This window comes from Chitinophaga hostae, assembly GCF_018224885.1.
Classification (GTDB): domain Bacteria; phylum Bacteroidota; class Bacteroidia; order Chitinophagales; family Chitinophagaceae; genus Chitinophaga; species Chitinophaga hostae.
Window position 1 is genome coordinate 209,187 of sequence record NZ_JAGTXB010000011.1, and the last position, 26,130, is coordinate 235,316.

17 protein-coding genes are annotated in these 26,130 nt (G+C 49.6%); all 17 read right to left on the minus strand.

The genetic code is table 11. The features are described from left to right. Positions 1-61 precede the first annotated feature (61 nt). The 17 genes from KE626_RS21890 to KE626_RS21970 are packed head-to-tail and all read right to left on the minus strand — an operon-like array spanning position 62 to position 26,129. A complete protein-coding gene (locus KE626_RS21890) occupies positions 62-1,483 on the minus strand; it encodes an ATP-binding protein (protein ID WP_211975124.1) in 1,422 nt (473 codons plus the stop codon). A gap of 26 nt (positions 1,484-1,509) precedes the next feature. Beyond that, complete coding sequence (locus KE626_RS21895; protein ID WP_211975125.1) at positions 1,510-2,676, minus strand: eCIS core domain-containing protein; 1,167 nt, start codon at positions 2,674-2,676, stop codon at positions 1,510-1,512. A gap of 7 nt (positions 2,677-2,683) precedes the next feature. Continuing rightward, positions 2,684-3,211 (minus strand): hypothetical protein, encoded by a 528-nt coding sequence (locus tag KE626_RS21900; RefSeq protein WP_211975126.1) that lies wholly within the window; start codon positions 3,209-3,211, stop codon positions 2,684-2,686. A gap of 10 nt (positions 3,212-3,221) precedes the next feature. Continuing rightward, positions 3,222-7,871, minus strand: coding sequence for an eCIS core domain-containing protein (locus tag KE626_RS21905; protein ID WP_211975127.1), 4,650 nt, complete (start codon positions 7,869-7,871; stop codon positions 3,222-3,224). 24 nt (positions 7,872-7,895) lie between these two features. Next, on the minus strand, positions 7,896-9,257 hold the full coding sequence (locus tag KE626_RS21910; RefSeq protein WP_211975128.1) for a contractile injection system tape measure protein: 1,362 nt from the start codon (positions 9,255-9,257) through the stop codon (positions 7,896-7,898). A gap of 5 nt (positions 9,258-9,262) precedes the next feature. Beyond that, positions 9,263-11,230: a hypothetical protein gene (locus KE626_RS21915; protein ID WP_211975129.1), complete on the minus strand. Its 1,968-nt coding sequence runs from the start codon at positions 11,228-11,230 to the stop codon at positions 9,263-9,265. A gap of 11 nt (positions 11,231-11,241) precedes the next feature. Continuing rightward, a complete protein-coding gene (locus KE626_RS21920; RefSeq protein ID WP_211975130.1) occupies positions 11,242-14,538 on the minus strand; it encodes a hypothetical protein in 3,297 nt (1,098 codons plus the stop codon). An 8-nt stretch (positions 14,539-14,546) separates the two neighbouring features. Next, a complete protein-coding gene (locus KE626_RS21925; protein WP_211975131.1) occupies positions 14,547-18,836 on the minus strand; it encodes a hypothetical protein in 4,290 nt (1,429 codons plus the stop codon). Next, positions 18,833-19,270, minus strand: coding sequence for a GPW/gp25 family protein (locus tag KE626_RS21930; RefSeq protein WP_211975132.1), 438 nt, complete (start codon positions 19,268-19,270; stop codon positions 18,833-18,835). The genes KE626_RS21925 and KE626_RS21930 overlap by 4 nt, the downstream gene beginning before the upstream one ends. Positions 19,271-19,281: 11 nt before the next feature. Next, positions 19,282-19,593 carry a PAAR domain-containing protein gene (locus KE626_RS21935; RefSeq protein ID WP_211975133.1) on the minus strand — a complete coding sequence of 104 codons (312 nt, stop codon included), beginning with the start codon at positions 19,591-19,593 and terminating at the stop codon, positions 19,282-19,284. 6 nt (positions 19,594-19,599) lie between these two features. After that, on the minus strand, positions 19,600-21,300 hold the full coding sequence (vgrG, locus tag KE626_RS21940) for a type VI secretion system tip protein VgrG (RefSeq protein ID WP_211975134.1): 1,701 nt from the start codon (positions 21,298-21,300) through the stop codon (positions 19,600-19,602). Further along, positions 21,297-22,076: a CIS tube protein gene (locus KE626_RS21945; RefSeq protein WP_211975135.1), complete on the minus strand. Its 780-nt coding sequence runs from the start codon at positions 22,074-22,076 to the stop codon at positions 21,297-21,299. Before KE626_RS21945 ends, vgrG begins: the two co-directional genes overlap by 4 nt. A gap of 1 nt (position 22,077) precedes the next feature. Next, a complete protein-coding gene (locus KE626_RS21950) occupies positions 22,078-22,257 on the minus strand; it encodes a DUF5908 family protein (protein ID WP_211975136.1) in 180 nt (59 codons plus the stop codon). Between the two features lie 12 nt (positions 22,258-22,269). After that, positions 22,270-22,734, minus strand: coding sequence for a phage tail protein (locus KE626_RS21955; protein ID WP_211975137.1), 465 nt, complete (start codon positions 22,732-22,734; stop codon positions 22,270-22,272). A 5-nt stretch (positions 22,735-22,739) separates the two neighbouring features. Beyond that, the gene (locus KE626_RS21960) at positions 22,740-23,222 is read right to left on the minus strand and encodes a phage tail protein (protein ID WP_211975138.1); all 483 of its coding nucleotides are present in this window, start codon (positions 23,220-23,222) and stop codon (positions 22,740-22,742) included. 37 nt (positions 23,223-23,259) lie between these two features. Next, positions 23,260-25,077 (minus strand): phage tail sheath family protein, encoded by a 1,818-nt coding sequence (locus tag KE626_RS21965; RefSeq protein WP_211975139.1) that lies wholly within the window; start codon positions 25,075-25,077, stop codon positions 23,260-23,262. An 11-nt stretch (positions 25,078-25,088) separates the two neighbouring features. Beyond that, positions 25,089-26,129, minus strand: a complete 1,041-nt coding sequence (locus tag KE626_RS21970) for a hypothetical protein (protein ID WP_211975140.1) — start codon at positions 26,127-26,129, stop codon at positions 25,089-25,091. Between the last annotated feature and the right edge of the window lies 1 nt (position 26,130).

The window sequence follows — 26,130 nt, forward strand, 5'->3', positions numbered from 1 at the left end:
AATGCAAACAATGAAAGGGTTTTGTTACTTTTTACATCCATAACCGGTAACGGCAATCCTGTTAAACCGACTTCCCGTTTTTATAGTATTCGTGTTGTATCCCTTCCAGCAGGTCCTGCGTTTCTATGGGCCGGTCTTCCGACAGGGCGCGGATAGAGGCTGATTGTACGATGTTCAGAATTGACGCTCCTGTTAATTCATATTTCCGGGCAAAATCCTGCAGGCTGATATCTCCGCTCCAGGGAATATCTGCCGGCATGGTATTATTCCACAGTGCCAGGCTTTCCTGTTCATTGGGGGCATTGAAAGGCACTACGGTCTGGAAACGACGGATAAATGCCTGGTCCATATTGTTACGGAAATTGGTAGCCAGGATGACCAGGCCGGGATGCTCTTCAATTTTTTGCAGCAGATAGGATACTTCCTGGTTGGCAAAGCGGTCGTGCGCCGACTGTACATTGGTACGCTTGCCGAACAACGCATCTGCCTCATCAAAAAACAGGATCCAGTCTTCCGCCCTGTCAAAGATCTGTTGCAGATTTTTCTCGGTTTCACCGATATATTTGGATACCACGAGCGACAAATCGATACGGTATACATCTAATCCGAATTGTTTTCCCAGCAGGCTGGCAGTAAGGGTTTTACCGGTACCCGGCGGGCCATAGAACAATGCGCGGTAACCCGGCTTGGTTCTTCTGCCCAGGTTAGCATCTGACTCCAGGTGCCCATGGTATTTCAGCCAGTAACGGATCATTTTCAGCTCCCGCTCTGTTTGATGTGATATGACAATGTCATTCCATTCCATTTTAGTTTCGAGCAACGTAGCCGGGAAGCCGGAACCAAAAGAGGGGCGCCATTTCCGGCCCGTGAGGAATTCTGTTAACCTGGCCTGCGACAGTTGCAGCCGCCCGCTCATTTCCGGCTCGCCTTCCCGCATTTCTTCCAGGGTGAGTACACCCGATTGAAAGATCTTAGACCTGGCTTTAGCGGCACCATTGATTTTGCCGCTGCCGGGTACTTCTCCCCGCAGCCACAGGGAATATTGTAAACGCATGTCCATATTCATGCCTGCCAACAGGAAAAGAGCTGTTTCCCCCGTGGGTATGATGCCCCGGTAATTAGTGCCCTTTACGCCGCCAAACTCAGGAAAGTCACCTCCCCTGGGCATGTATTGCCGGATAAGGGGCGTGAAGAGATCGGGATGTACATGTGGTGACAGGGCCAGCATCAGCGTTATATATTCCTCAATGGAAAGATGATTGTCTATCACATATCTAGCCAGCGGGGAGTCGTCATCCGTGATATCAAAAGCCGGTTGCACAAACGCATTCACTTTACCGAAGTGATGATCCAGCCGGGAGGCAGCTACTTTCAGCAGCGCTGACATGGACTCGGCCAGGAACGACTGCCCGATCACATCCGATGACACTGCTGCCTGTTTTTCTTCCGGAGAAGTAGCCGGTTCTTTTTTCTTCCAGTACATAATTCAATATTGAAATGTCAGTATTATCAGGGTTTACAGGAGGCTTCTTTTGTCCCTACACAATCCACTGCCTTCTCATTGGCAGCATCCAGCTTCGTCATATATTCATCTACTTTTTCCAGGTATTTGTCGCTCGCCTCACTGAATTTTTCTTCCGACTGCCCTACAAATCCGCCGAATACGGGAACAGGATGGGCTGCGAGATAGGTAAGCACAAAGGTACCGTGACTGCCTTCATGGAAACGAAGCGATGTGTTGCCGCTTTTCTCGTCGGCTTTTGTGGTGCCGCGACCATAGGCAGAAGTGGACTTTGGACTGACATCCGCCGCATACACCGTTTGGATGGTGATTTCCAGGGTAGCTTTCCCGTTTATCTTGGAAACCTTTCCGTTGGTGGTATCAGCATCGGGCGTAGACACGCTGTGCGTGATTTTGGTAACAGCAGATTTCCCTGCCGGCACGTCGCCGGTGGTATCCGGCAGTATAATGATTTTTACTTTGCCTACATTTCCTGTCGCCTGCAACACATTGCCGGTATCGTCTTTTTCCGTTTTCATCCCTTTGGGTACCGGCGTAGATATTTCCGGCACATCTTTCTTTTGTATCACACTCAGTTCGTGGCCCTGTTGCTGCACCACATGGGTGAGTTCGTGCGCCAGCAACCATTTGCCCTCCTGGCTGCCGGGGTTGTATTTATCTTTGTTGAAATAGATCTCACCATTGTAAGTGAAGGCTTGTGCCTGTAACTGTTGGGCGGCTGATTGTGCCTGCGGATCGGTATGGATACGCACTTTCCCGAAGTCGTACCCAAAGCTGCTGGACATTTCCGCAGCCGTGGCAGCCGGCAGGGTATTGCCGCCGGCCCTGGGAATGGCTCCCGGCATATGTGTCGCCTGCGATGCCGCAGATCCTTCTTTTTTGGTAGCAATCTGTTTTTCATCATCCCGCTGATCCATACTATGCGAATCAGCCGGCGCCCGCTGCACCACCTTATCCGCTGCTTTATCGGCTTCCTCTTCCTGCGGATCTCCGGGATTACTGACTTTCAGCTTAGCCTGTGGCTTAGCTCCCGGCGGAAAGAACAATGCATTTCCCTCAGCAGCTTCCTGGGAGTGCTCTGCCTGGATGAATTGCTGCACCGGCTTTCCTTCTCCTTTGTTCTTTTTTTTGCGCAGTTGCTTTTTTAGTGCCATGGCATCATTATTTAAAAAGTTGCTGAATTTCTTTACGCACAAAATAGTCTGATTCCTGGCCGAGATCTTCCCGCATGGCTAGTATCAGCCGCTGCATCAGATCTGCAGATATCGCAGTATGTAATCCTTCAGCGCCTGCGGCGCGTTGCATTTCACGAAATAATTTGATGACTTTGGGAGATGCCTGCAGCGCCAGCCGCCCTTCGAGTTCCCTCAAACGCAGATCTACTTTCACGTCCTGGTCTTCTTCAAATTCATCCAGTACAGCCTGCCATTCCACCAGGCACTTTTCGTACAGGGCTGTCCGGTAGGGCAACTGATGCCCTTTAAAGATCCGGCTGCTGTGGTTGCCGATCGCATTGGCAATCATGAATGTGCAAATGATGGCCAGTATCGCGAAAACGATCACTGCAGAACGCATACCATCCGGTAATCCCAGTTGTTCCTGCCGCAGCAGCAGGTATCCCTGCCATACCGCCCAGGTCATACCGGTGAGCGTAAGCAGTGCAAGTAACATTTGAATGAAGCTTCGCATAGTCTTTATTTTATCCTTGATATAATTTTACATAAGGCAGTGTGGCTATTACATCCAACGCTGCGCGTTGTCGGCTGTTAAAGGCGTATTTGCCATCTATCTGGTAATTGGTCAATGAATCATAAGAATCAAACCGCTTGCCGCCACTATCACGTTTACGGTGTTTCATGGCAACAATAATAGCCGCCGCCAGCGCCGGCGTCATCGGCTTTTCTATCGTTTCCAGCTTAGCCTGTTTGTTGCAATCCAGGAATACATCCGCTTTCTTAATGCCCACCAGGTCGTATGAATCCGGACGTTGATTAACATCGTTGTCAATATTGTTGTCGAAGAACTTGGTACGGGTTTTATCTTTTGGATTAACCAGGTAAGCCTTACATTCCAGGTATTTCGGCACCTTGGTTTCTTCCCTGATAATTTCAATGATCTTCGCTTTATCAGCCACCCGCGAGCTTAATACCTGCTTTTCTTCGGTAGTGGTTGTTTTCTTTCTTTCATATTTCGGTGTAACACTGTATTCCACGGCATTACCTTTTGTCACCGAGGTTTTAATATTATGTTCCACCAGGCTGTGATGTGTTCCGTTCGCGCTTCTTGTTAACGGTGTAAGATTTTTCATATCCAAACCAGTGCCGCCCAGGTTATGATTCAGCAAGTGGCCAAGCACATAGAACGAGCCCGAACCATTCCGCCGCTGGTTAATGATACGGAAGGTATCCGGCTCCGTAACATTGGGCTGGGAACCATCCGGCATTTTCTTTTTTGTTAATGCTTTGGCAAACATACTTTTTGCATAGGCAGCAGCATGCAGACCGCCAAATTTCAACCCGTTATTGGCTTCTGTAGAACAGTCTTCCAACTGGCCTTTAAATAAGGGCCCCAGCAGGGCGCTTAGTTCATCCAGCAGTACTTTCACATCCTGTTCCTTATCTTCCTTGGTATATGCAGCGGTTTCTTTTTTCTTCCTGGTGGTTTCAATCTCTCCATATTTGGCTTTGGCGTCGACTTTATTTTTCTGCCGTTTCTTGCCTTCAGTGCTGCCCGGATCATCGATTGTAACACCATCTATCCATTTATTAAAAGTCATCGGGGTGCTGGCAATCATCAGTTGAGCATTGCTTTCCGTTCCTTTAAACGACAGCGTATGTGTTTCGCCATCTTCAGCAGGGAATTTCTTTGTAAGCCCCAGCCAGCCCAGTATCGCTCCTGCGGCTGATTTAGCAGCATTGATAATAGCATCTATCGCGTTCAGTGCCATGTTAATCAACCAGTCGATGGCTTCATCCACTTTTGTGCGGCCAGCGGTCACAATTTCCTGGATCTTTTCTCCTACTGGGCCAATGATTACTTCCACGGCGAAACCTATCACTACCGGCACTGCTTTGCCCAGTACTTGTTCAAATGCTTCCTGCGCATTCTTTACATCTCCTTCTATGATCTGCTTCAGGTTATCCATGGCCTGGTTAGCGATATTGAGCATACGGTTTACGTATGCTACCGCCGTTTTCATCGTATCATAGATCAGGATAATTGTATTGATAGTAGCGCCGATGCCCAGCGGATCGGAGCTGGTAGCCAGCCGTTGCATGATTTCGGCAGATACCTTGGTAGTAACCCAGCCGATGATACCATTGATCACGGTTTCTTTCAGGTCGTTCAGCTTTTCTTTCGCTTTGCGGAGTAAGCCGGCCGGGCCTTCCTTGATCCATACGGTGATCCATTCCAATGCGCCGGTCAGTATGTTTTCCAGCTTCCTGATCTTCGCTACTTTTTCGGGGCCGATACGGGGATTCAGCTCCATCCGTTTGTAGATATTTTCTTTGGTGATACCGAAAAGATCCATCACATATCCCAGGATGCTGCCCAGGGTAAAATCTTTCGGCGGCGCTACACTTACCGCGCCCTTTACTTCGCCAAAGAGCCAGTCCATAGCGCCTGTCAGCAGGTGCGTACCGATGTTGTCGAAGAAAAGCACAAAGCCGCCTTTTATCACGTTCCATACATTTTTCAGGAACTCCAGCGGTTTTTTAATGATAGCAGAGAAGTTGCTCGCTGCTTTAGCTATCACGGTGGTCACCAGGGTAGGATCGATGCCGAGGATACTGAGCAGGTTGCGGAAGAAAGTCCACAGGCCTTTTGCCAGCGCCCCGTCAACAAACACCTGTTTCAATACGGTGAGCGCCGCGGCTTTTATCTGCGGCCACTTGTCCGCCAGCTCAATGAATTCGGCGATGACCGGGATCTTTTTAAGGATCACTTCTGTTATCCAGTTAACGATGGGATCTTTGATACATTTAGGCACCAGGTTTAACGGACCAAGAATAAAATCACCCAGGCGCCCCAGCAAATCGCTTGCTGCAGACACCAACTGCATCAGCATATCCAGTACCCGCTTCATAAAATCGCGGATATAGTCCATGCCGGTGTTGATCTTATCAAACAGCCAGTTTACTTTATCCACCGCCCAATCCTGGATACTCGTCATCGTGGCGGGTACCCAGCTGATAAGGGAATACACGGGGCTGAGATATTGGTTGCTGCCGATACCGGTAACAAATCCACTAACGGTGGTGGCTATATTATTTACTTTATCTACCACCCACCTGCCGGCTTCCTGCAACCGTACCTTGATACGATCAATAGAGTTATTGAGGGCAGGCAGCAATACTTCCCGCAGGGTGAGCTGTTTATTGGCTACGGCATCGTCTTCACCGCCCATGGCTGTAGCGGTATCTGCCACATGATTCAGCCATTCGGTGGCATCTTCCTGTAGTTTCCTGATAGCTTCCATGTTCACCATAGCGCCGATGGCCGATACTACTTCCTGGATGGGCTCTATGACGGGGCGCAATTGTGCTTTGATATACTGCCAGGCCTCTCCCAGCAATCCTGTTACATAGCTCATAAAGCCGCCTTCATCAGAATCTGTAAAGCCCAGCTTTTCGCAGATCCAGTCCCAGGCGTCGCGGTAAGGTTTGATCACCACCCAATAGAAAGCATCCCAGATCCATCGTCCGAGGCTCTTGATCCGTTCCCATACTTCTCCCGCAAAGGCCGTGATGCGGTCAAGAGCGGGCGCCATGTAGGTATCCCAGATATTATTGAGCCATTGTCGCAATGGCTCAATGGCGTTCATTACACGGTCCCATACTGCACCTGCGATACCGCTGATCACGGCAGACAATACATTCAACGCAGCGAACAACGGGGCGCAATCGCCCTTTGAAAGACCGTCAATAATAGCAGGCAGCTGTGCTTTGAGCTGGAGGAAGATCTGTATGATCAACATAAATTCCTGGTCGGAAAAGCCCAGCCCGTTGAACAACCCGCGGAACAAACCGAAGAGTTTACCCTTCACAAAACCCAGTAAACCTTCGCTTTTGATGTCTTTATAAAACTGGTAGATGCTTGCCGGCAACACGGACTCCAGCACGTATTCGGCGCCGTTGCGCAGCATATCCCACCAGGATGATTCTTCTTCTTCACCTTCTTCCGGATCCCGCTGTACGGTTTTGGCAGCGCCCTGCTGCACCGTATGCGTAAGCTCATGCGCCAATAAAAAACGTCCCTCTGGAGATTCCGGCTGGTAATTATTTTCCGCGAAATAAATATTGTGTTGATGAGCAAAAGCTTTTGCGCCTATGTCACGACTAAGCCCTGCCGCTTCTGTTCCGGTGTGTATACGCACCGCGCTGAAATCTGCCTGGAAAGCGCTTTCCATATCCTCGCGTACCGGCGCGGCGAGTGGTTTACCCTGACCGGATGTTTTGAGCCGGGAGGTAAAATTATCACTGGTACGAAGCCCGCCATCCCCGGCTCTTTGCAAACCGCTTATGGGCTTGGTTTGTACCTCACCCCCTTCTTCTTCGTTACGCTGAATGTTGTTATTGTTGTTATTGCCGTTTCCTTCCGGGCGCGTGCCTCCGCCGCCGGTAAAGGATCGCAGCGGCATGCGCATGACCTTATCGGCCATACGGTCGGCTTCTATTTCATAAGCATCATCCGGCCTGCCCACTTTCAAACTTGTTTGCACCGTGGCCGCATCATCCCCGGAAGATTCGTTCCGTTGCAGCGCCGGGGAAATATTTTCCGACGGTTTGGCATGCACCTCCGCATCCTCCTGCCTGGATAGCAGGAGATCTTCTTCACTAACTTCCTTGGCCTGCACAAGCCCCTGTGGTGTACCTCCCTCAGTTTCCTTTTTATGAAGCTGTTCTTCTTTCTCGCATTCGGCACATTTCGTTTGCACTTCTTCCCCGGCAGACCGGTGAATAGCCGTCATTTCAACGCGCTGCAATTTTTCTTCCTGTTCACATTCCGCACATTTGGCTTGCACCTCTTCTGCTGCTGCCGACCGGTGGATAGCCGGGGTGGCAACGGACGTTTCGGCACGCTGCAATTTTTCTTCGTGTTCGCATTCCGCGCATTTGGCTTGCAGTTCTTCCTTCCCGCCATAACGATGAATACCCGGAATAAACTGCGATTGCACCTCCGGATGCGCAGATTCCATATCGGCTGTTAGCGATACGGTGCCGGAGAAGAAGGGTTGTGAAGGATTATTGCGATGTGCATAACCCTGCCCCTGCTCCTCCCTACGGAAAAGTTTGCCCGCTTTGAGGCCTGCCTTTGGCAGTGCTGTATGGGTACCGCTTTCGCTCATAAAATTATTTCCGGGTAATTCAAACTACCACCGTACATATAGTATTTGTGGCATCCACGCGTATTTAACCATCGATACTTTGCTAATGAGGACATCTTCTGTTCTGGCGCTTACTTCCAGGACCCAGGCTCCGTCGGCGCGGCGTAATAACACCCCTTCCCTTTGCAGGAAGGCCGTGCTGAACCATGCTGCCGAAAACTTCCGGTCTTTACGCCAGGTGTCCAGGTAGGCAGCCAGCATTTCCCGGGCTGCCTGCTGCGCTGCATCATCAGGCGCCAACGCAGGATCTACCGGTATTTCAGGCGGCCAGCCGCACAACAATTTGTTGAGCAGCCAGTCTTCCTCGCTGCCCAAAACGTCCGGGCCATAGCAGATGTAATGCAGCAACAGGATGGCCCGCTGTTGGGCTACTTCATCCGTAAACTGCCGTTCCACCACGTATCCCAGGGTTCGAAACAAGCGAGCACACTCCATCCATAGTAATACCAGCCCGGCGTTTTCAACAAACAAACCATTTTGCAGTTGCGCCGATAATTCAATAGCTGTTTCTTCCGGATCAGCCGTGATGCCCTGTTTGCTATTTTCTTTTTTGAGCGCCGGGGCCGACGCCACCATTGCTGCCGGCAATGCTTTAATGTCGTTTCCTTCCAGCATGTACCGGAAGCAAGCCTCCCATAGCAAAGCATCTTCCAGCAGCGCAGGAGACAATACCGGAGATAATGTGGTGACAGCAGCTCCGTCCCTGATCACTTTAGCCGCGGGGGTTGAAGCTATTGGCCACTTCCCCATTCGTGTCAGCGTTTGTATAACAAGTAACTCCAGGGCCGCTTCGCTGCTGCCAAAAGTACGCAGGAAAAATTGCTGTATACCAGCAGCTCCCAGCAGGTAATACAACCTGCGCCACAACAGCGGGGTTTCGCGGCCCGCTTGTTTTAATAACTGCTCCAATGCAGGTTGTTCCTTTACAGGCAGCTCTTTTATTTCTTCATGCAGCGCAGCAAGGATATCTTTACCGTTATAAAATGCACGGATACCATACTTTAAAAAGAACTGTTTCACCGCCAGCGTATAAGCATTTCCGTTAGCCATCACGATGCCGGCAGTTTGCCGCTGGCTCACCTGTTCACGGATGGCGGCAGCCAGCTGTTGTAGCAGCTGAGATTGAAAATCCACTTCACCGGCACATTCCAGCGACACGGTCAGCGTGGGAATTTCGATATATTCATATTCACCGGCAGCTTCATTCAGTACGGCATCAAGTTGCTGCATAAAGGCGGCGGTGTGCAAACGGTAGCCCAGCTGCTGTTGCACCTGTGTGGCCAGCAGCGGTTCCGATGCGTTTACCTGCACCTCCATTCTTCCAATGATATGTTGACGATCGCTCAAGTGCTTTAGCGGTTTATTTCAATCTCGCTGCCTATTACATAGTAGTCGATGTTCTCAACAGGGCAACAAGTGAAGCGGTAAGGCAATACAAAATCCGCCACAATGATATAGGCGCCTATCTCCGGCCGGTTAGTTTTGCTGCACTCATGCAGCTCAATCTGTTCCGGGCTGGATACATACATGAGTACCAGCGTTTGTCCCTGTTGCACCGCAGGCCGGTGCTCCAGGCCTCTCATAAACTGCAGTCGTTCTTTGTTGTAGGGCGTGCTCAGATCCACCGCAATCACGTCCAGAGCGATGTTATATTTTTGCAGATAGTCCAGCAGGTCAAAGTCGTTAAACCAGAATGTTCTGGATTCCCCATCCCCTAATGAAATTCCTTTACCAATATGCCCTTCCGCACGAAGCCAGTGCCGGGGTTCGAAATTAAAAGCCAGTGGCAACAATACTTCCGGCCGGGTGCTGTAGCTGTCGTTGATAATATCGGTAGATGGTTTGTCCTCATCACCGTCAAAAGCGTTATAGGACAAATGCGTATCCGCACGCCGCAACACCGTGGTTTCATAATCCCAGAACTGGTGTACGGAGTAAATGCTGTTACTGTCGAGCGGATAATAATAAGGAATGGCTGTTTTACCCAGCAGTTCCGCAGAGCTACGTGTAGGCGTTAGCTTTATGGGAATATTTTTGAAGTCATCATTATCATCCGGATTGGCGAGCGACTCCCAGTAGTCGGTGGAATCCAGCTTTTCCTCTATGCCCTGGCCGGTAAAAGCCAGCGCTTTGTCCAGTTGCAAAAATGGCAGATCAAAAGTCCGGATCATTGTCATCATGCGCCAGTGCATACAACGGACTTCCCGAATAGTGGCGTCTCTCTCTGCTATAATGGCCAGGTCACGGAAGATGAGTGGCTGGTAAGTGGTGCGGCCACCGAGTACAGGTCCCAGCATCAGCAGCAAACCTTTATTATCCGTCTCCTTTAATGACTTACAGGTACATACTCCGCGGTAACCGCTCAATTTAGCTACCAGCTCATTATAAGCCGTGGTCAGGTCGCGCAGCCAATCGTACACGTACTGGATATAGTAAAGATGTATTCCTTCTTCATAAAATGCCGACAGTTTCAGGGACAGGATCTTCTGGTAGGTTTCCAGCAGGGCAGGACCTTTGTGCGACAACAGCGGGCCAAACAGATCATGCAACTGCTTCAGCGCATCGCGGAATACCTGCATGTACTCATCAATGATGGTTTTATACTCAAAGAAGAGCGGCGCGTAACTATTCACCACCTTAAAAGGCGGTTGCAGGTTATCATCTTTCAAACCGATGGCTGGCTGTATGATAGCCAGTTTGCGGTAGCCGACGCGGGGAATGGTCAGCAGCGGCAATTTCAAAACAGGTCGCAGAAAACGATCCACCTCTTCAATATCAATATCTTCCGGGGAAAATGCTTTTGAAAAAAGGGACTGGTCATCGTCTGTTTTGGGCGCTTCAATACCGGCGGCGCGTGCCATGGCATTGCGGGTTACCAATATCCAGTACAGCACCGGCGTATCATCCTCCTCTCCCGGCAATGCCAGCAGCACCATGATCTTATCACGGTTGAGGTTACGCTCAGGAATATCGTCCGGGTGCTGTTGTTTCAGGGAGTCTATAGTCTCTGCTGCGGCGCCATCTTCCGCCAGCTGCAGGAATTCCATGTGTTTTTCATCCAGCTTATCGATTTTCAGGTAAGCGAGCATAAACTGGCTTACCGGGTTAACCACGGAAGACTGCTTCTCTCCCTTATTATTGCCGGCAGGCAAAGGCTTTACATAGTAGCGGAATTTCTTTTGCCGGGTATGCAATACGGCGCCGTTGGGTAAAATAACGGTTCCCTCAGTCACCTCGATAGAGCAGTCTGCATTTACGTGTACTTCTGCTCCGCAAACTACGCCGGTGCCGGCAAAACAGGTATCAATACTTTCTTTCATGAAGGCTGTTGTTAGAAATAATGAATCTGATTATCACTCCAGTTATTCATCAGCGTTACCAATACATCGTTCGCTTCGGCCAGCTCAGGCTGATTTTTTGTGCAAAGCCGTTTTATCCACTCGTTGTAAGCGGCTTCAAATGCCAGCATATCTGTTCTTGACAACATCGCATAACGTACGGAAAGGTGCGCGGGCATTTCACGGCGAAGTGTTTGCATAAAGGCATTCAGCCGGTCGCTGTTCTGAAAACGGCTGGCCCAGTCGGGCAATACCACTGTAATCCAGAATGAATAAGGATCCAGCAGCGCCGGATCTTCCGGGCAGCAGATCATCGGCGTTAGTATCTGTGTAAAGGTGACGTCTCTTGGCCGCAGCAGGATATGTTCCAGCAAATGAAAACTATCGTCGTTGCAGTTGCCGGAAGCAAGGCTCCTGATATATTCCAGTCGCTTGGCAGCGCCGTCGCGGCCAGGGCCAGGCTCCAGCATCAGCGCATTTTTTGCGGTACGCGATGCCGGTGGGATATTCAGCCAGAAACCAACGAGGTTATCTTCCACAATATCATAAGCGCTGCTGTCGCCGGCACGATTGAGAAAATCGAGACGGGCTTTTTTCGCCTGTTCAAAACTTCTGAATATTTCCGTGCTCACCAGCAATCGTGCTGCGCCTGGTTGCGGCGCCTTTACATAAAAGGCATAGGTTGTTTCCGCATTCGTGTTACCCAGGTTATCTATCTCCCCTACGCCTACTTCAAATACCGGTTCACAGGTAATGGTATGCCGGGTGGCATCCTGCATCCCTAAAATAGCGCATACTCTTTTACGAACACCTTCTACATTATCCGTTTTCCAGTAACGAAATTCATCCTTCTCAAACTGGTATACGAATCCGGTACCACGCTTTGCTCCCAGCGCCGGCACCTGTTGCAGGAAACGTTGTTTGTCGGCAATACTTTCTTCCAGCCCTTCATCAGCGGCCCATGCATTGCTATCGGAGAGCGGCATCTCAATGCGGTATAACTGAAGCGCGTAATCAGTAAACTGTTCTCCGAAACGCGCCAGCATATGATCCAGCAGGCGGTTATGAAAAATCTGGCGGTCGGTATCACTGCCTTCTGTCAGCCGTTTCAACGCCGTTACATAGGCATTGTTTTCATCGGCGGTAAAAGCGTCCCACTCCGGGTTGGGATCCACTTTATTAAGCGTGGCCGGCACTACCTGCGCACCTTTATAATCCAGCAATAATTCTTTTATACCGGGTATATTATATAACGTCTGGTAGATATCCGTATCATTTCCTTTTACAGAAAGGGATGTTTTTACGGCCGACAGCTGGGTGAGATAATTGGCCAACAGCTGGTCGTAAAAAAAGAGGTATCCTTTGAGTTGCTTTGCCTGCGCCTGGCGCAGATCCGGCAGTTTTTTGGAGATACCGCCGTTACCGATCTTATAGGTCCTTGGAAAATCTTCCTGGACGCTGGTAAAATCAGTCAGGTCAGTCAGTACCCGGCCATCCGGTACGGGCAGGTCCTGTTGTGATCTGTTTATTTTAGTAACGGGCGCAGGATGCACTTCCAGGTATTCTTTCAGCCGGAGCATGTCTACCGGCATTTCCTGGTAATTGGAGATGATTTCAAAATGTGAGCAGTCGATACTCAGTACAGGTAAACATTTGCAATCAAATGCAATGCACCATTTTTCATCCTGCGTATATCTGTTATCGTTATTGCACAGGAATATCTCCAGTTTATCGATCTGCCTCACGCCTTGCACGGCGGTGATCACCTGGTAGAGATCCGAGCGATACACCGTTTGCCGGGGCTGTGCATTCAGCAATGCTGCTTCCTCTACAAAACCATGTTGTAACAAAGGCCCTTTGAATACGGGATCAGCATTGTAATATTTTTTTGACTGGATAAATACGTCACTATAATAATCATCCATGCCCTTGTCATCCCACAGGGCGGCTATGGCTTTATTGAAGGCAGCATCACCGGTAAAACGTTTGCCCACAACCGGGTTTAATGCGGTGATCAGTGTTGCGGGGAGCTGTGCTGCCTGCAATGCTGTAAGCACGTCGCTGTCGATTTCAAACTGCGCATAGCGGTTCATCATTTCTTCGAGGCTGTAGAAGCGGATGTCGGGCGATAGGTATTGTTCAACAGCACGATATACATTGGCCAGTATCTCCCATTTATCGATGGTGGGATCCAGCTCCAGCGACAGGTTCAGGCCAAATCCTACGGTTTCGGCTATATGTATTTTTGGATGGATATCTTCGCTGAGATTACGTACCCGGTGTAACCTTCTTTTGGCTTCTGCCATCAGATCAGCTTCCTGACCTTCATACCCCTCTTCCAGCCTGATGGTAACGCTGTAGATACCTTGCGGTGCAAAAAGATTATACGCCGGTGGCTGGTCCTTGTCGGGTATTTCTGCGATCTTCAGGCTTCCGGTAAAGTAGAGGGCGAACAGCGGATCGTAAAAGAAAAAGTTGGTCAGCTCCGAATGCCGGTTGATGGGATCGAGCAGCTGAGAGCCAATGTTGGCAGCTATTTCCGCTGCCGGCAACCCGCGAAGCGGTGTAAGCAAATCCAGCAACAATAGCAGATCCTGTACAAGATGTATATTTTGCTGTGGCGAGGTCAGGGAGCTTTCCAGGAAGAAAATGGCCTCATCAAAGTAGCTGGTCAGCACATATAACAACAATGCCCTTTTAAGTTCATCACTGATGGTAACGCTATCCCGCAATCCCTTCAGAAACAATTCTTTTGCAGCAGCTTTATCGGCATCGCTGCTGCAACCACTGATGATCAGCAGCGTGGAGCCGTCGATACCCTTCACCGGCGGCAATTCCAGGTTTTCGTTGGCTTTCACCAGGGTGAGGAAGGGCTGCAATTTTTCCTTTGCATAGGAAAGTATAAATCCCTCCTGCCAGTAAAAACGCACTTCCGGGTGATCCAGCTGTTCCACCCAGGCATTTTGTATGCCGGGTATATCTACGAGGATCTTCCTGAGATCCAGTGCTGTTACGGGTGCGCACGGAAGGATCTGTGCGGCCGTATAAAATGAGTCGTTGTTAGGCGTTGCAAACAAATCGGCCGGGGCCATGTTGCTCCTGTATCCCAGGTCGGTGATGGCGTAGCAAAGTATCTCCAGTATGGTGATGCCTGGATCATGCAGGTTATAATCTGTCCAGATATCCGAGGCCAGGTTTTCGATATGCCGGATACCTTCCCGGCGCAGCAGCTGCCAATCCATCGACGGTGGATACACGGGGTCTTTGGGGATGATGAGAGAGGTACTCATACGTCAGTTTATTTTTGGGGCTTGTCTATTTTTATCGTGGTAAATTCATCTTTCGTAAAGGCTACATCTACATTCATTGCGGTTACCTGGTTGTTAAGCAACACCGGTGTAATGCGGTAGGCATGTTCTCCGGCGATTCCTTTCCTGGCGTCGGCGGGAATTTTTCCTTCCAGCTTCTTTTCTTCCAGTGCCATTTTCAGTGCTTTTTTCATTGCATTAATAATGGCATCGGCATGGATAAGCCGGGGTTGCCAGGCCTTCAGTAACAGATCGTGTAGCTCCTTCCGCTGTTTGGCGGTAACCGGTGCGGTGTTCGTTTTATCCGTTTCTTTCCTATCGGGCGCCGGTACATTTCGGGTGTCTTCTTTTACGTCGATCACTTCATCTGTAAACGTTGGCGGACGGTCTTCTTCACAGCTGCCACAGGCGCAGCGGTCATTTTCCCTTATCACGTTGATATCATGATCAATGACATTAGGGTTGTCTTCGTTCAGCCTGTCGAGATAAGTGGTGAGGACTGATGCCGCGGCGTATGGCGTAATTACTTCGGTGGTGCTCCAGTTGATGCTGTCTTCATATTCTTCCGCCATTTGCCGGGAAGAGAAATGTTTAATTTTCAGGTTGGTCACCACATCCACATAGTCGAGGTTTTCGAGGAACTGCAGCAATCGTGTTCTGCTCACGGAGGTACCAAACAACAATGCTTTTTTCCCTTTTGCCCAGGGCGACAAAAACAATTTCAGTGCTTCGTTCAGCGCTTTGGTGTAGAAGGGAATATCCTTCCCTTTCAGGAAGCGCACGCATACCCTGATCCTTACCGGCTCAAACCTGGCATTGATCACATCGAGGCGATCGTGTTCATCATCGCATTGGCAGTTATCTTCACAACAGCAAAATCCGGGATCTCCATAACCGCCCACAAAATAGCTGTTACGTTTTGCGAGGAACTGTTTCATAGTGGTTAGTTCCCCCGCTTCGAAGATGGGATAAAAAATACGGTTGCCCGTCATCTTTTCCGGGTATGGAATTGCTGCCACGGTAACATGTCCTGGCTTGGCGGTATAAATACGGCGGGAATGCGGCAGGCATTTCAATACTTTCACTTCCGGGAAAGACTCCAGCAACAGGCGCTCATAATCCCATAAGGTTACGGCCCTGTCTTTGTGACGCAGTCTTTCGTGTATGCGTGTGATATAGCCATCGCGGTCCAACTGTTCAGAGGTGCGTCCCTGGAAGGAAGCATAAGGCTGGGTAACTGTTTTCACCTGCACATCCCGGTACTTCAGGGCGCTGACAGTGAATGGCGGTATACCGTTTATGAGGTGTTCTTCTGTATTGTTATTATCTGTGAAGACAGCTTCCGCTGCATTTACATGGATATCTACGAGCATGGGCAACGCGTCTACCATCACGTCGTCTTCCGGCTTTTCCACTGCGGAAGCCCTGAGCCAGTAGAGATCCTTTCGTCCGTCTTTACCGGTAATGGCCGTGTTATCGTTGTTGATATTTCCGGGTATCTGGAAAAGGATAATACCGGTTTGTTGCATCCCCAGGGTGGTATCCTTCAGGATATATTGCGGAGGCAGGGCTGTCCAGTTGTTGTCGGTGAGATAGGACCATGCGATGTCGGGTGCATAATGATCCGGGTTGCCGGTACCAGGCGCCGTTTTGAAAAGCAACGATAGTGTTTGATCAGGCTTTAGCTGTTCGAAGCCCAGGAAAAGGTTACCGTTAGCCGGTACAGGCCTTGGCCGGGAAGGTTCAAATAACTCTGGACCAATGGGCAGTTGCGGTTCCGGCATGGGGATCAGCGGGGAGCTGCTTACGCCGTTGCCAGACAAATCTTCCCAGTTACCCAGCGAATTAAAGGCGCGCAAAAAGTGCCGGGAGGTCAATCTTCCATCTGTTCGCTGATGGAGACTGGTATCATTGGCATCAATTTTTACCGGGTTGCTGCGATAAGCGAATACAATGTTATTAGCATCCAGTACAAAGAACTGCTCGCCGCCCCAGGTAACTTCCATTTTAATCCAGCCGCTCACCCTGGAAGACTTTACTACCGGGAACTGACCGGAAGCCTGTAAGGGGCCTTCTTTTTCAACGTAGTTGATAATGCCGGGGCCTGTGTTATCTTTTATTTCCAGCCAGCCGCCATCGTATAAAAAAGATTTCGTTCCCAGGCTCAGGTTATCATCGCCGTTATGCCAAATGTACAGGAAGCCGGGATCCTTAAAAAAAAGCTCCTGTAATTTTATAAACACATCCGATTCCACCTTCGAGGCCATGACCAGCTGGTTTTTGGATTCTATGACCCCGGGAGTATTTTCTCTGAAAAAAACAGCCGGTTGCCCGGGTTGTTGCAGATGGCCCAGCACGCCCATACCTGTTTCGGAATATTCTGTAACAATACCGCTGTAGCTATATACTTCTACCTGTTGTATAGTGAGATCTGTTTCTTTTAATTCCCGGGTTTTAAAACGTATAAAAGGAGGCGTATTTTCATCTGCCGGCAGCACTGCGGGGAAGTCGGCATGCAGCCAGATGATGAGACGGTAGATCCATACAATCATGTCTTCCTTTTCTCCTTTTATTGTCTCTTTTTTGGCGAGATCAATACCACCTCCGTAAGGATGTACCTGTGCTACCCTGTTATAAAGACTGTAGGTCGCATCCGGTGGAATACCTGCTGCTTTCGCCGCACTGATCTCCGAATAATATTCGTTCCGGATGTCGCTCAGAAAAGAATAGGGCATGCCGGTGCGTGTATCGTTATAGTCGTAAGGTTGATTGGCTACATTGGGGTTCAACGGAATCAGTCCTTTCTCTGTAGATATATCCAGCTGGAACAGTTCCAGTAAATTGAGACTATCGATGTTAGCGGTAGTGGTTAACTGCAATGAGATCATCCGGTCGGCTCCATTTTCCAGCCAGAATTCTGTGCTGTTAATGCTGAAACCCGCGTAAGCCTGCAGTTGCCCGAGTTTCTTCGCCAGCTTCTGTTGTTCCTTCAGCACAGCTGCAGGATGATACTCATAAGTGTCCAGCAGGCCCTGGATTTTGCGATACTGGTAGCTGATTCTCTCGTACACGGTTTCCCCGGAAAGCGCCCGCCATGCCTTCTCTCCTTCCGGCCATTCTTCTTCCAGGCCATCTCTTTTATCGGCGGCCGGCAATGAGTAAACATGCTTTACCGGCCGACCATTTGCTCTGTCGTCTTTTACATACAGGTTCTTTTTCTCCACCAGTTTTACAGGTGAAATCACTAACTCATCTGTTAAAGCATAGGTCATTGGAACACCTGCTGCATCCGCACCTGCTTTTAGCGCCGTACCGGCGGTGATCAGGTGTGGCGGCAACCGAAGGGCCAGTTCAAATACGATATGTACTTTATCGGGTACCAGCTGACGTTTTTCCAAGCGCAGCACATCATGGTAATAGAACAGTAAATGTTTTTCTACCGTGTTATTCAATTCCTGTTGCAGGTATTTGAACAGGTGGAGAAAGGTGATGAACAGGGCAATATGTGGTTCATGGTCATGCCGGGAGCGAAGGGAGCTGTGAAAAGCTTTCTTTACTTTTTCCAGGATGATCGATAATGCTTTGTAGAATTTCAGGAAGAGGCTCCACAATTCATCGATATACTCATACGGCAATACGAAATTGATACATTCGAAGGCTGCTTTATCTTTGAGCCCCCATGGTGCTGAACAGCCGGTGGTACCTATAAACCCTTCATATTGCTGAATAGCTGCCTGATCAATGGCTTTGTGAAATTGTATAAGCCGGTACAATGGATCCTGCAGGGTGCTGCTGATAATATTGATAATATCCTGTTTCAGCGGATGTGTTGCCGGAATTTTCTGGCAGATATGAAGGATCGTCAGCGCAAGACCGTAGATGCCGCATGCCGTACTTTTGATCATCTCTTCCATAATGGCGGCAGAAGGAGGCTCACCGGGTTTTGCGGTACCCATATCTTCCTGTTTTTTCCGGCGGCGGAAAAGTATTTCTTTGGAGCGGAAAGCGGTGCGCGGACTATCGAGATCGGTGGCGGCGAGGATGGCCAGGAGGCTGGTGGTATCAGATTCCCAGAAAGGCAGCCAATCGCCCGCCTCCTTGTTATCCGGGCCCCAATGGCGCACGTGGGTAGACAATCCGCCTGCAAAGGCAATCAGTTCTTCAATAGCGCGATCGTCCAGTTCCAGTTGTTCAGGGATCAGGCTGATCAGCAGTCTGTCGCGTTGTTGGGTGCCGCCATGTACCAATGGATGGCGCAATGTGTTGCAGTGTAGTATCATACGTCCACGTTTGTTCCCTCTTGTTTATAAAATGGGTACACGATGTTATACCTGGTGTTAGTGGTGCGGACAACATAGTCCAGTTTAATTTCCAGCATGCCTTCCAGTTCGGTGGGTGCAATCACGAGCGACAGCACTTTGATCCGTGGTTCGAATTTGGCAATGTTTTTACGGATCAGGTCTTCCAGGTAACTGAGAAAGGTGATGTTGAGTGCGGTGAACACGTAGTCTTCCGGGTTACAGCCGAATTCCGGTTGCAGCACGCGTTCGCGTACGCTGGTGCTGAATAATATCCGGAGACTCTGGTCAATATCTTCTTCATATTGTGCCATGCCTACTTTCCCGGTGTTACGGTCAAAGGCGGGCGGAAAGGCCCAGCCTTTGCCGAGAAAGGCTTTCTGTTCGTCCTGCGGATTTAAGAATAAATATTCCATGGTTTATATTTTTATCCTCCGATGAATACATTGGGAGATCCTGCCTGTATCATGCCTCCCGGCTGATGGGTAGTTTCATCCATTTGTCGCGCTGCGGGCTGACCGCCAAAGAAAACTGAAGAAGAACCGTTCTTGATCATATTGCCTGGTTCCACACAAATACACATATCGTTTTTCACGGCAGCGGCGAGCTGGTTTACAAATACCCTTGCTGTCCCGGCGGCCATGATCTGTCCGGGCCCGTGCGGCACGGTAGATGGCGGTGGCAATGTTTTAGGACATACATGAATATCGGTATTGCGTGCTGCTGGTTTTCCTGGCATAACTGATCAGTTTAAATCGATTCGGGTACCATTTATTTTTATTCCCTGCGCCGATAATTCAATGGAAGTGCTGCCGTCCAGCACGATGCTGATCTTTTGTCCGCTTCCATCCAGCTCAATTTTGGGGCTGTTGCTGTCTCCTGCGCTGAGAATTATTTTCTTGTTATCATCATCAAAAAGGAATTGCATACCTGCTTTGGAAATGAATCCTTTTTTAGGATTCTGATCAGAGGCTGGTATATCCTGCGGGGCTGTATTTTTATCGCTGTGTACGGCGCCCAGCACTACGGCGTCATTGGGGTCGTTGTTGATAAACCCGATAATGACTTCATCATTTAGCTCGGGTCTGAAAATAAATCCGCGGTCATTACCGGCGTAGATATTTACCAGTCTTGCCCAAATACCATCGGCGCTGGTGCTGTTTGGGTTCTGTGCCACATACGGCAACCTCACCTGTACCCGGTAATCGCCGCTGCGGGTATCGCCCGCAATTTTTGATACGATGCCTGCATGCAGGCCGCGAATGCCTCCTACCAGGCCTGCGGCATCTGCTGCTTCCGGCGTTATATTTTCTGCCGTAAAATTTTTATTCCAGCCAAACTGCACATCTGTTTTCCACTGCCCGTTTACCACCTGGTGTAATACGGCGCTGATAAGATGTGTACCGTTAAACCGGTCGCCTACCCCGTTTACTTCGAGGGTATCGCCGGGTTGTACTTTCACGCCGTTTACCGAAGCGCGGCCTTTTACATGTGATAAGGTTCCGCGTTGCTGCTTGGCGGCAGCCCAGGCACTGAGTTCCTGGGTATCCATATCTCCGCCGTGATAGAGCTGCACTGGATTATCTTTATACAATACATCCGGGAAATCGCGTTGTGCACCACCGCCACCGGTAAGCGCGCCGGCCGCCTGTGACAGCAAACCCGCAGCGGGGCCACCTGCTGCGCCGGCAGATTCTTCCATCACTTCCTGCCGGGTATAATCCCAGGTGCTGCCTTTCACTTCGGGGTAATGATCGCGGGCATCCAGTTCGGATTCAAACTCAAGTATGGGAATACCGGTGCTGCCTACCCCAAACTGCACCTGCAGATCGGGGGTAGGTTTTACAGCCGGTTTCTTCATGTGCAGGTCGCCATCCAGCAGGTTGAGACAAAGCCCGTTGGCATCGGCCCTTAGCAGCATAAAGTCCCAGTCGGTTACATTGTATTGCACTAACTCGTTGTGTGTGTAACCCGGGCTTTCCAATGTTCCGATTTTTACATCGGGGTAATCATTAAGGATATTTTGTACAAGGTCTTTATCAGAAAGATTATAAAAGTAGCGGCTCTTCCTGGCTACCGTCGTTTTCACGGCGGCATCGCGGCATTCTATCTCCAGCCGGAAATAACGGGCCTGCTGTACTTTTACTGCGTGCCGGATGATGATGCCTTTAAAAACAGTTTCTTCCTGCTGGTTATATCCGAGGAGTATTTCCACGGTTTTACCGGGAGAAAACAGCGCGAGGTTACTTTTCGCAAACTCCTGTTTTTCTACGGCGCCATCCGCAAATACAAGGCGCGCCCAGGGTATGCGGTTAAGCTCCAGTCCTATGGACAAGGATATCAGTCCGCCGGGCAACATCGTTACCTCTTTACCGTCTGCTTTCACGGTAATGGATACGTTATGCGTTTCCCTGTTTTGTGTTTCCCCTGTGAGTGGCAGGATCATCTTTTCGCGGTTTTATCGATGGGTGGAAGAATAAGCTGTGTGCCGGGTTGCAGGTTCCTGAAGTTGGTGAGTTTGTTGGCCTTCGCCACTTCCAGGTAATATTTTTCATCCTCGTATACATCATCACAGATGCGCAGGATGTTTTCGCCGGCCAGCACCAGGTGATGGCGGCTAAGGTCGGGCGACAGCAATGAAAGCAAGGCCATACTGTCTTTAAAAGGTGTATGTGCTTTGAGTTTCAGCGTAATTTCTGCGCGCAGCGGGATACCGTCCGGGCTAAAAAGGTTATAGTTGATGCCCATGTTCAGGAGCAGTCCCATAAACACCAGTTTGCCATATTGTACCAACAGGAAGGGGGTACGATGACTTTCATCTTTAAAGTCGTACACAGCGGCTTGCAGCTGCGCCACTCTTACGGGCACATAGGCGCCCTGTGCTTCTGCCGGCAGTGCGCTCATGATGCTGCCTACCAGGTCGGCGGAAAGGCCTGCGGAGGGCACTACGCCGGTACCGTCGAGGATAAAGCGGAGTTCCAGTTCTTCCGGATTTACCTTATCGAATTGCAGTTCTGTTCCCGGTGTTCCTTTCGTATCCGGTTCGTTGTACTTGATACTAAAGTTCCTGCTGATGGTTTCGGGGTTGATCTGCACTTCAAATATTTTGGTGGTAAGTGTTTGCAGGATATCACCCACCCCGATACTGCCTGTCACGCCTTTTCCGCCGGTGTCGGGGCCCGGTAGTGAAACGATGCGTAATTTGGAAATTGATCCGTCCATATCAGCGATCTTTTTGTCTTTCCAGCATTTCCATCACCTGTTGTACCGCTTCTTCGATGATGCGTACTTTCACATCTTCGGGGATGGCTGCGGGGGCCGCAGCGGCTGTATTAGCAGCTGCGCCGGGATTGGCGGCCGTTACATTGGCCTTCACCAGCAGTTCCCTGATAACAATGGGCATGATGAGAATGATTTAAGATGATTTTGTGAAATAATTATAGTTGATCTGTATCGTTTCAATGGCGATATCGTTGTTTAGTGCATTGAGACCAGTGACTTCCCACTTGGTGGGAAATGCATTGATGAGGTGCCAGGCCATGAGCGGTTTTGGTGCGCCCTGTGTACCGCCTTCAATATCGAGCAGGAATACGTGCAGATTTTTGGGCGAGAAGCTAAAATCTTCTATGGCTTTCCGGCACCACTCAACCAGCGGTGAACTGACTTTCAGTCCACGTTTCAGCACCAGCGGCTCCGCCTTTGCAGGCAGCGGAAGCTGGTGTGTGAAGCGGTTCTCTCCGGCCTCTTTGACGGACTGTGTTTCCATGCTCATGGAAAGCCCTGACAGCTCCTGAAATTCAGAGTCGCTGTCCGGCATGCCATCAATCACGACCTTAAAGTAAAAACCCGCCGGCGGATAATAATTTCCCAGTACCTGCATACTATTTATTTATATTCTACTGTCAATTCTTCAATGCCCAGTTCCAGTGTTTCTACGGCTACTTCATTGGCATCCGCTTTCATATCGGTGAAAGATACCTTCACCGGAAATGCGTTTGTCAGCGTCCATGCTACCACGGGATTGCCTTCTTCATCGTTGAGGGTGATCACCAGGTTTTTGCGATAGCCTACCCTTTTGCGCACGGAGCCGGCTTTTGAGCCGTCGCCGATCCAGCTGAAAAAATCTGCGTTGGCGTCTTTGAATCCCTGGATCAATCCTTTTTTCAGGGTGACGTTGCTGAACTTACGCAGCCCCGGCATCTTGATCTTGGAGAAATTAGGATCGGCGCCATGCCGGTATTCTATCAGGTCTGTCTGATAATCCAGTCCGCTCACTTCCGTGAAACCGATCTGGTCAGCGCTGTTAAATTCCTGCTCTGGGCGGGATACCTTAAAATAGAATTTGGGGAGAGGATAACTCTTTGCCATTTGCTATAAAAATTTAAATGCTTTTAAAAATGTATTATCAGGATTCCACCAGTTCAAACTTATGCTCATACTGCAGTACGATAAACTCTGCCGGTCTTGCTACGGCTACCTTGATGAAGATGCGCATGATACCGTTGAGAATGTCGTCGTCGCTGATAGAATCCGGGGCTCCACAAATCACTTCGTAAGCATCGGCAGGCGTATTACCATAAAGTCCGCCGGCTTTCCAGAGCCTGTTGAGGAAGCTTTTGATCATGGCCCTTACCTTGATCCAGGTTTGTTCCGTGTTGGGTTCGAATACAAAATCCTGCATGGCGATAGCTACCGAGTCTTCGATAAAGCAAAAGGTGCGGCGTACGTTTACATAGCGCCATTCCAGGTCGTTCCCGGCCAATGTTCTTGCGCCGTATACCAGCAGTCCGCGGCCCGGATAAGTGCGGATCGCATTAATGGCTTTACCGTTAGACGGTGCGTTGAGATTGGCGTGCAGGTCATCATCTATTTCCAGTGAAGGTTTGATACCACCGAAAACGCTTACATTGGCAGGCGCTTTCCATGGGCCGGCGTTGGCGTCCACGCGCACATAGATACCTGCAATGGCGCCGCATGGCGGAAGATTTACCGCTAAGTTGGCAATCGCATCTTTGATCTTACCGTAAATGAGGTTGTTGATATCTTTAATCAGATCGAGACTAAAATTGGTAAACGGCACATTGGTGCCGGCAGGCAATGCTTTCAGTGCATCTTTAATCGCTTTGAGGCCATCTGCTACTGCTTTCTTTGCAGCAGTTTCCGCTGTTGTGGCAGTACCCAGCGCAGTGGTTACCGTGGTAACAGCTGTGTCGAGAATGGTCAGGGGTACAGCGCCATTGGCATCCAGGTCATCTGCTATATCGGCGGGAATAGCTTTTCCTGAATCTTTCGAGATCTTTTTCAGCTGTGTTACTAGCTGCGGATCGGTTGCATTTGGATTGGCTGTTTTGTATGCTTCGAGTGTAGTTTTTAAATAGGTCAGCACCTCCTTTTCTGCGGTCAGCGATGCTACCTTGGCGGCCGTTGCAGGGTAAGCTTTCACCGCACTTTGGTAAGCAGCACCTTTTGCTTTAAGGTCATCTACTACACTGCCTGCAGGTGGCGCCAGTTGCGTGTGCGATTTCACGGTAACACCCGCTTCTGCATAGTTATAACTGAAAATGGTCCTGATATAGGGATAATAGGCCATCCCGTATTTCTTAAAGTCAATATCGTTGGGCATGCCCGTTTGGAAACCAGCTTCAATAACAGCGAGATCATCACCGTTTTTATCATGCAGGTCGATGACGGTTACGCGGTCTTTCATCCTGTTGCAATGCTTCAGCGCTTCACCAATTACGCCCTGGTAGGCAGTTTCCTGGAGGGAGGTGCCATCAGGGAATACGAGGATGGTTACTTCCTGGATTTTGGTAAGCGAACCAATGGCATCGGAGAGCGGTTTCGCCGCAGGTGGTGTATCATAGCCACCTACAGAGAGGATAAAACAAGGACCACCGCCATTAGCATAATAGAATAACAGCGAATGATACATTTTGAATTTAAAGTCGTCCGGCTCCAACACGCTTACATCAGGTGTACCTGCGCTTTCATCGATGGTTACCTGGATCTGTTGCAGGGGGGCGCTGCCGAACAAGTCCTGATATTCTTTCATCGACTTGATCCTGGTGGGTTTGCCCAACAGGCTATCCCCTTTTTTTTCTGCTTTCTGGGTGTACCCGATGAAAACCGGTACGGCGCTGGGGATAACGCCTACCGTTGGCGGGAGGGTAGAAATTTCCTGGGTGTAGACGCCAGGCATTCTTAAATCTAGCAAGGCTGCCATGTCATTTGCATTTAGAGTTTATAAATGATAGTTGTATTTTTCATGCTTCTATCCGGAATAGCGATGTGTCCTACTTCTCCGCCCATATCTTTATTCAGCTTTACTACCGGTTGTTCGCCATCCAATATTTCCATATCCGTTTGCGACTCGAAGAGATATACTTCTTTTATTTTTCCATCGGCTTTGAGGCCATCGATATAATTTTTTTCTGCCGGTAAATAAGGTGGTAACTTTTTTGTGATCGCAACATTGGCCGGATAACGGGATGACGCTGCCGCACTGTAAGAGATGGTCAGCTTGGACGCATCCACTGTAGAACCGCCACGATCCGTAGGTTCCACCAGGTAATACTGCCATTTCGATTTACGGGCGCCCAAGGTCAGGGAAAACACCAGGTTATCATCGCCGGGTTTCAGCTGCAGATGAAGGATGGACCAGTTGTTAGCTTGCTGCACCATTTCATCGCTCAGAATAATTTTACCGGTATCCGTGCCACCCCCCGTCAGCTTTTTTTCGAACAGGTAAAGCCCGGGCTCCTGCACCGTTACTTTTGCTGCACCGCTCAATGCATCGACGGTAGTGGTGCTAACGTTTATCCAGCCGCCAGGCACTGCAGCGGGGCGCTTGAGGGTGAGCGACGCTACAGTACCAGCGGGAAAATTGAACATCTTTTGCTGACGTGCTATTTCTGGTAATTCGTTAGCGGCGGTTAAAGTAAGCTGTTGCTGGTAAGTGCCATCTTCCTTCAGATTGGAAAACCAGTAACGGCCTTTGCCAAAACTGCTGGTGATATTGAGCAGGTCAGTTTTTATCTGTATGCCGAAGTAGAGATCAATCACGGTATCCAGGGGCACAAACGGCTGGTTGTTTTCATCCCGCTTGAGATAGAGCTTTAATGTGCCATTTGATTGCTTTGCTTTCAGACCATAGGACTCCATAACAGCGATGGTTGAAGGCAGCAACGTATAAGCGGCATCTGCGGCATGCTTATCCTTGTAGTACGAATGCGCTACATCAAAAGAGATCAGTGGGGTGTATTTGAAATGTAACATG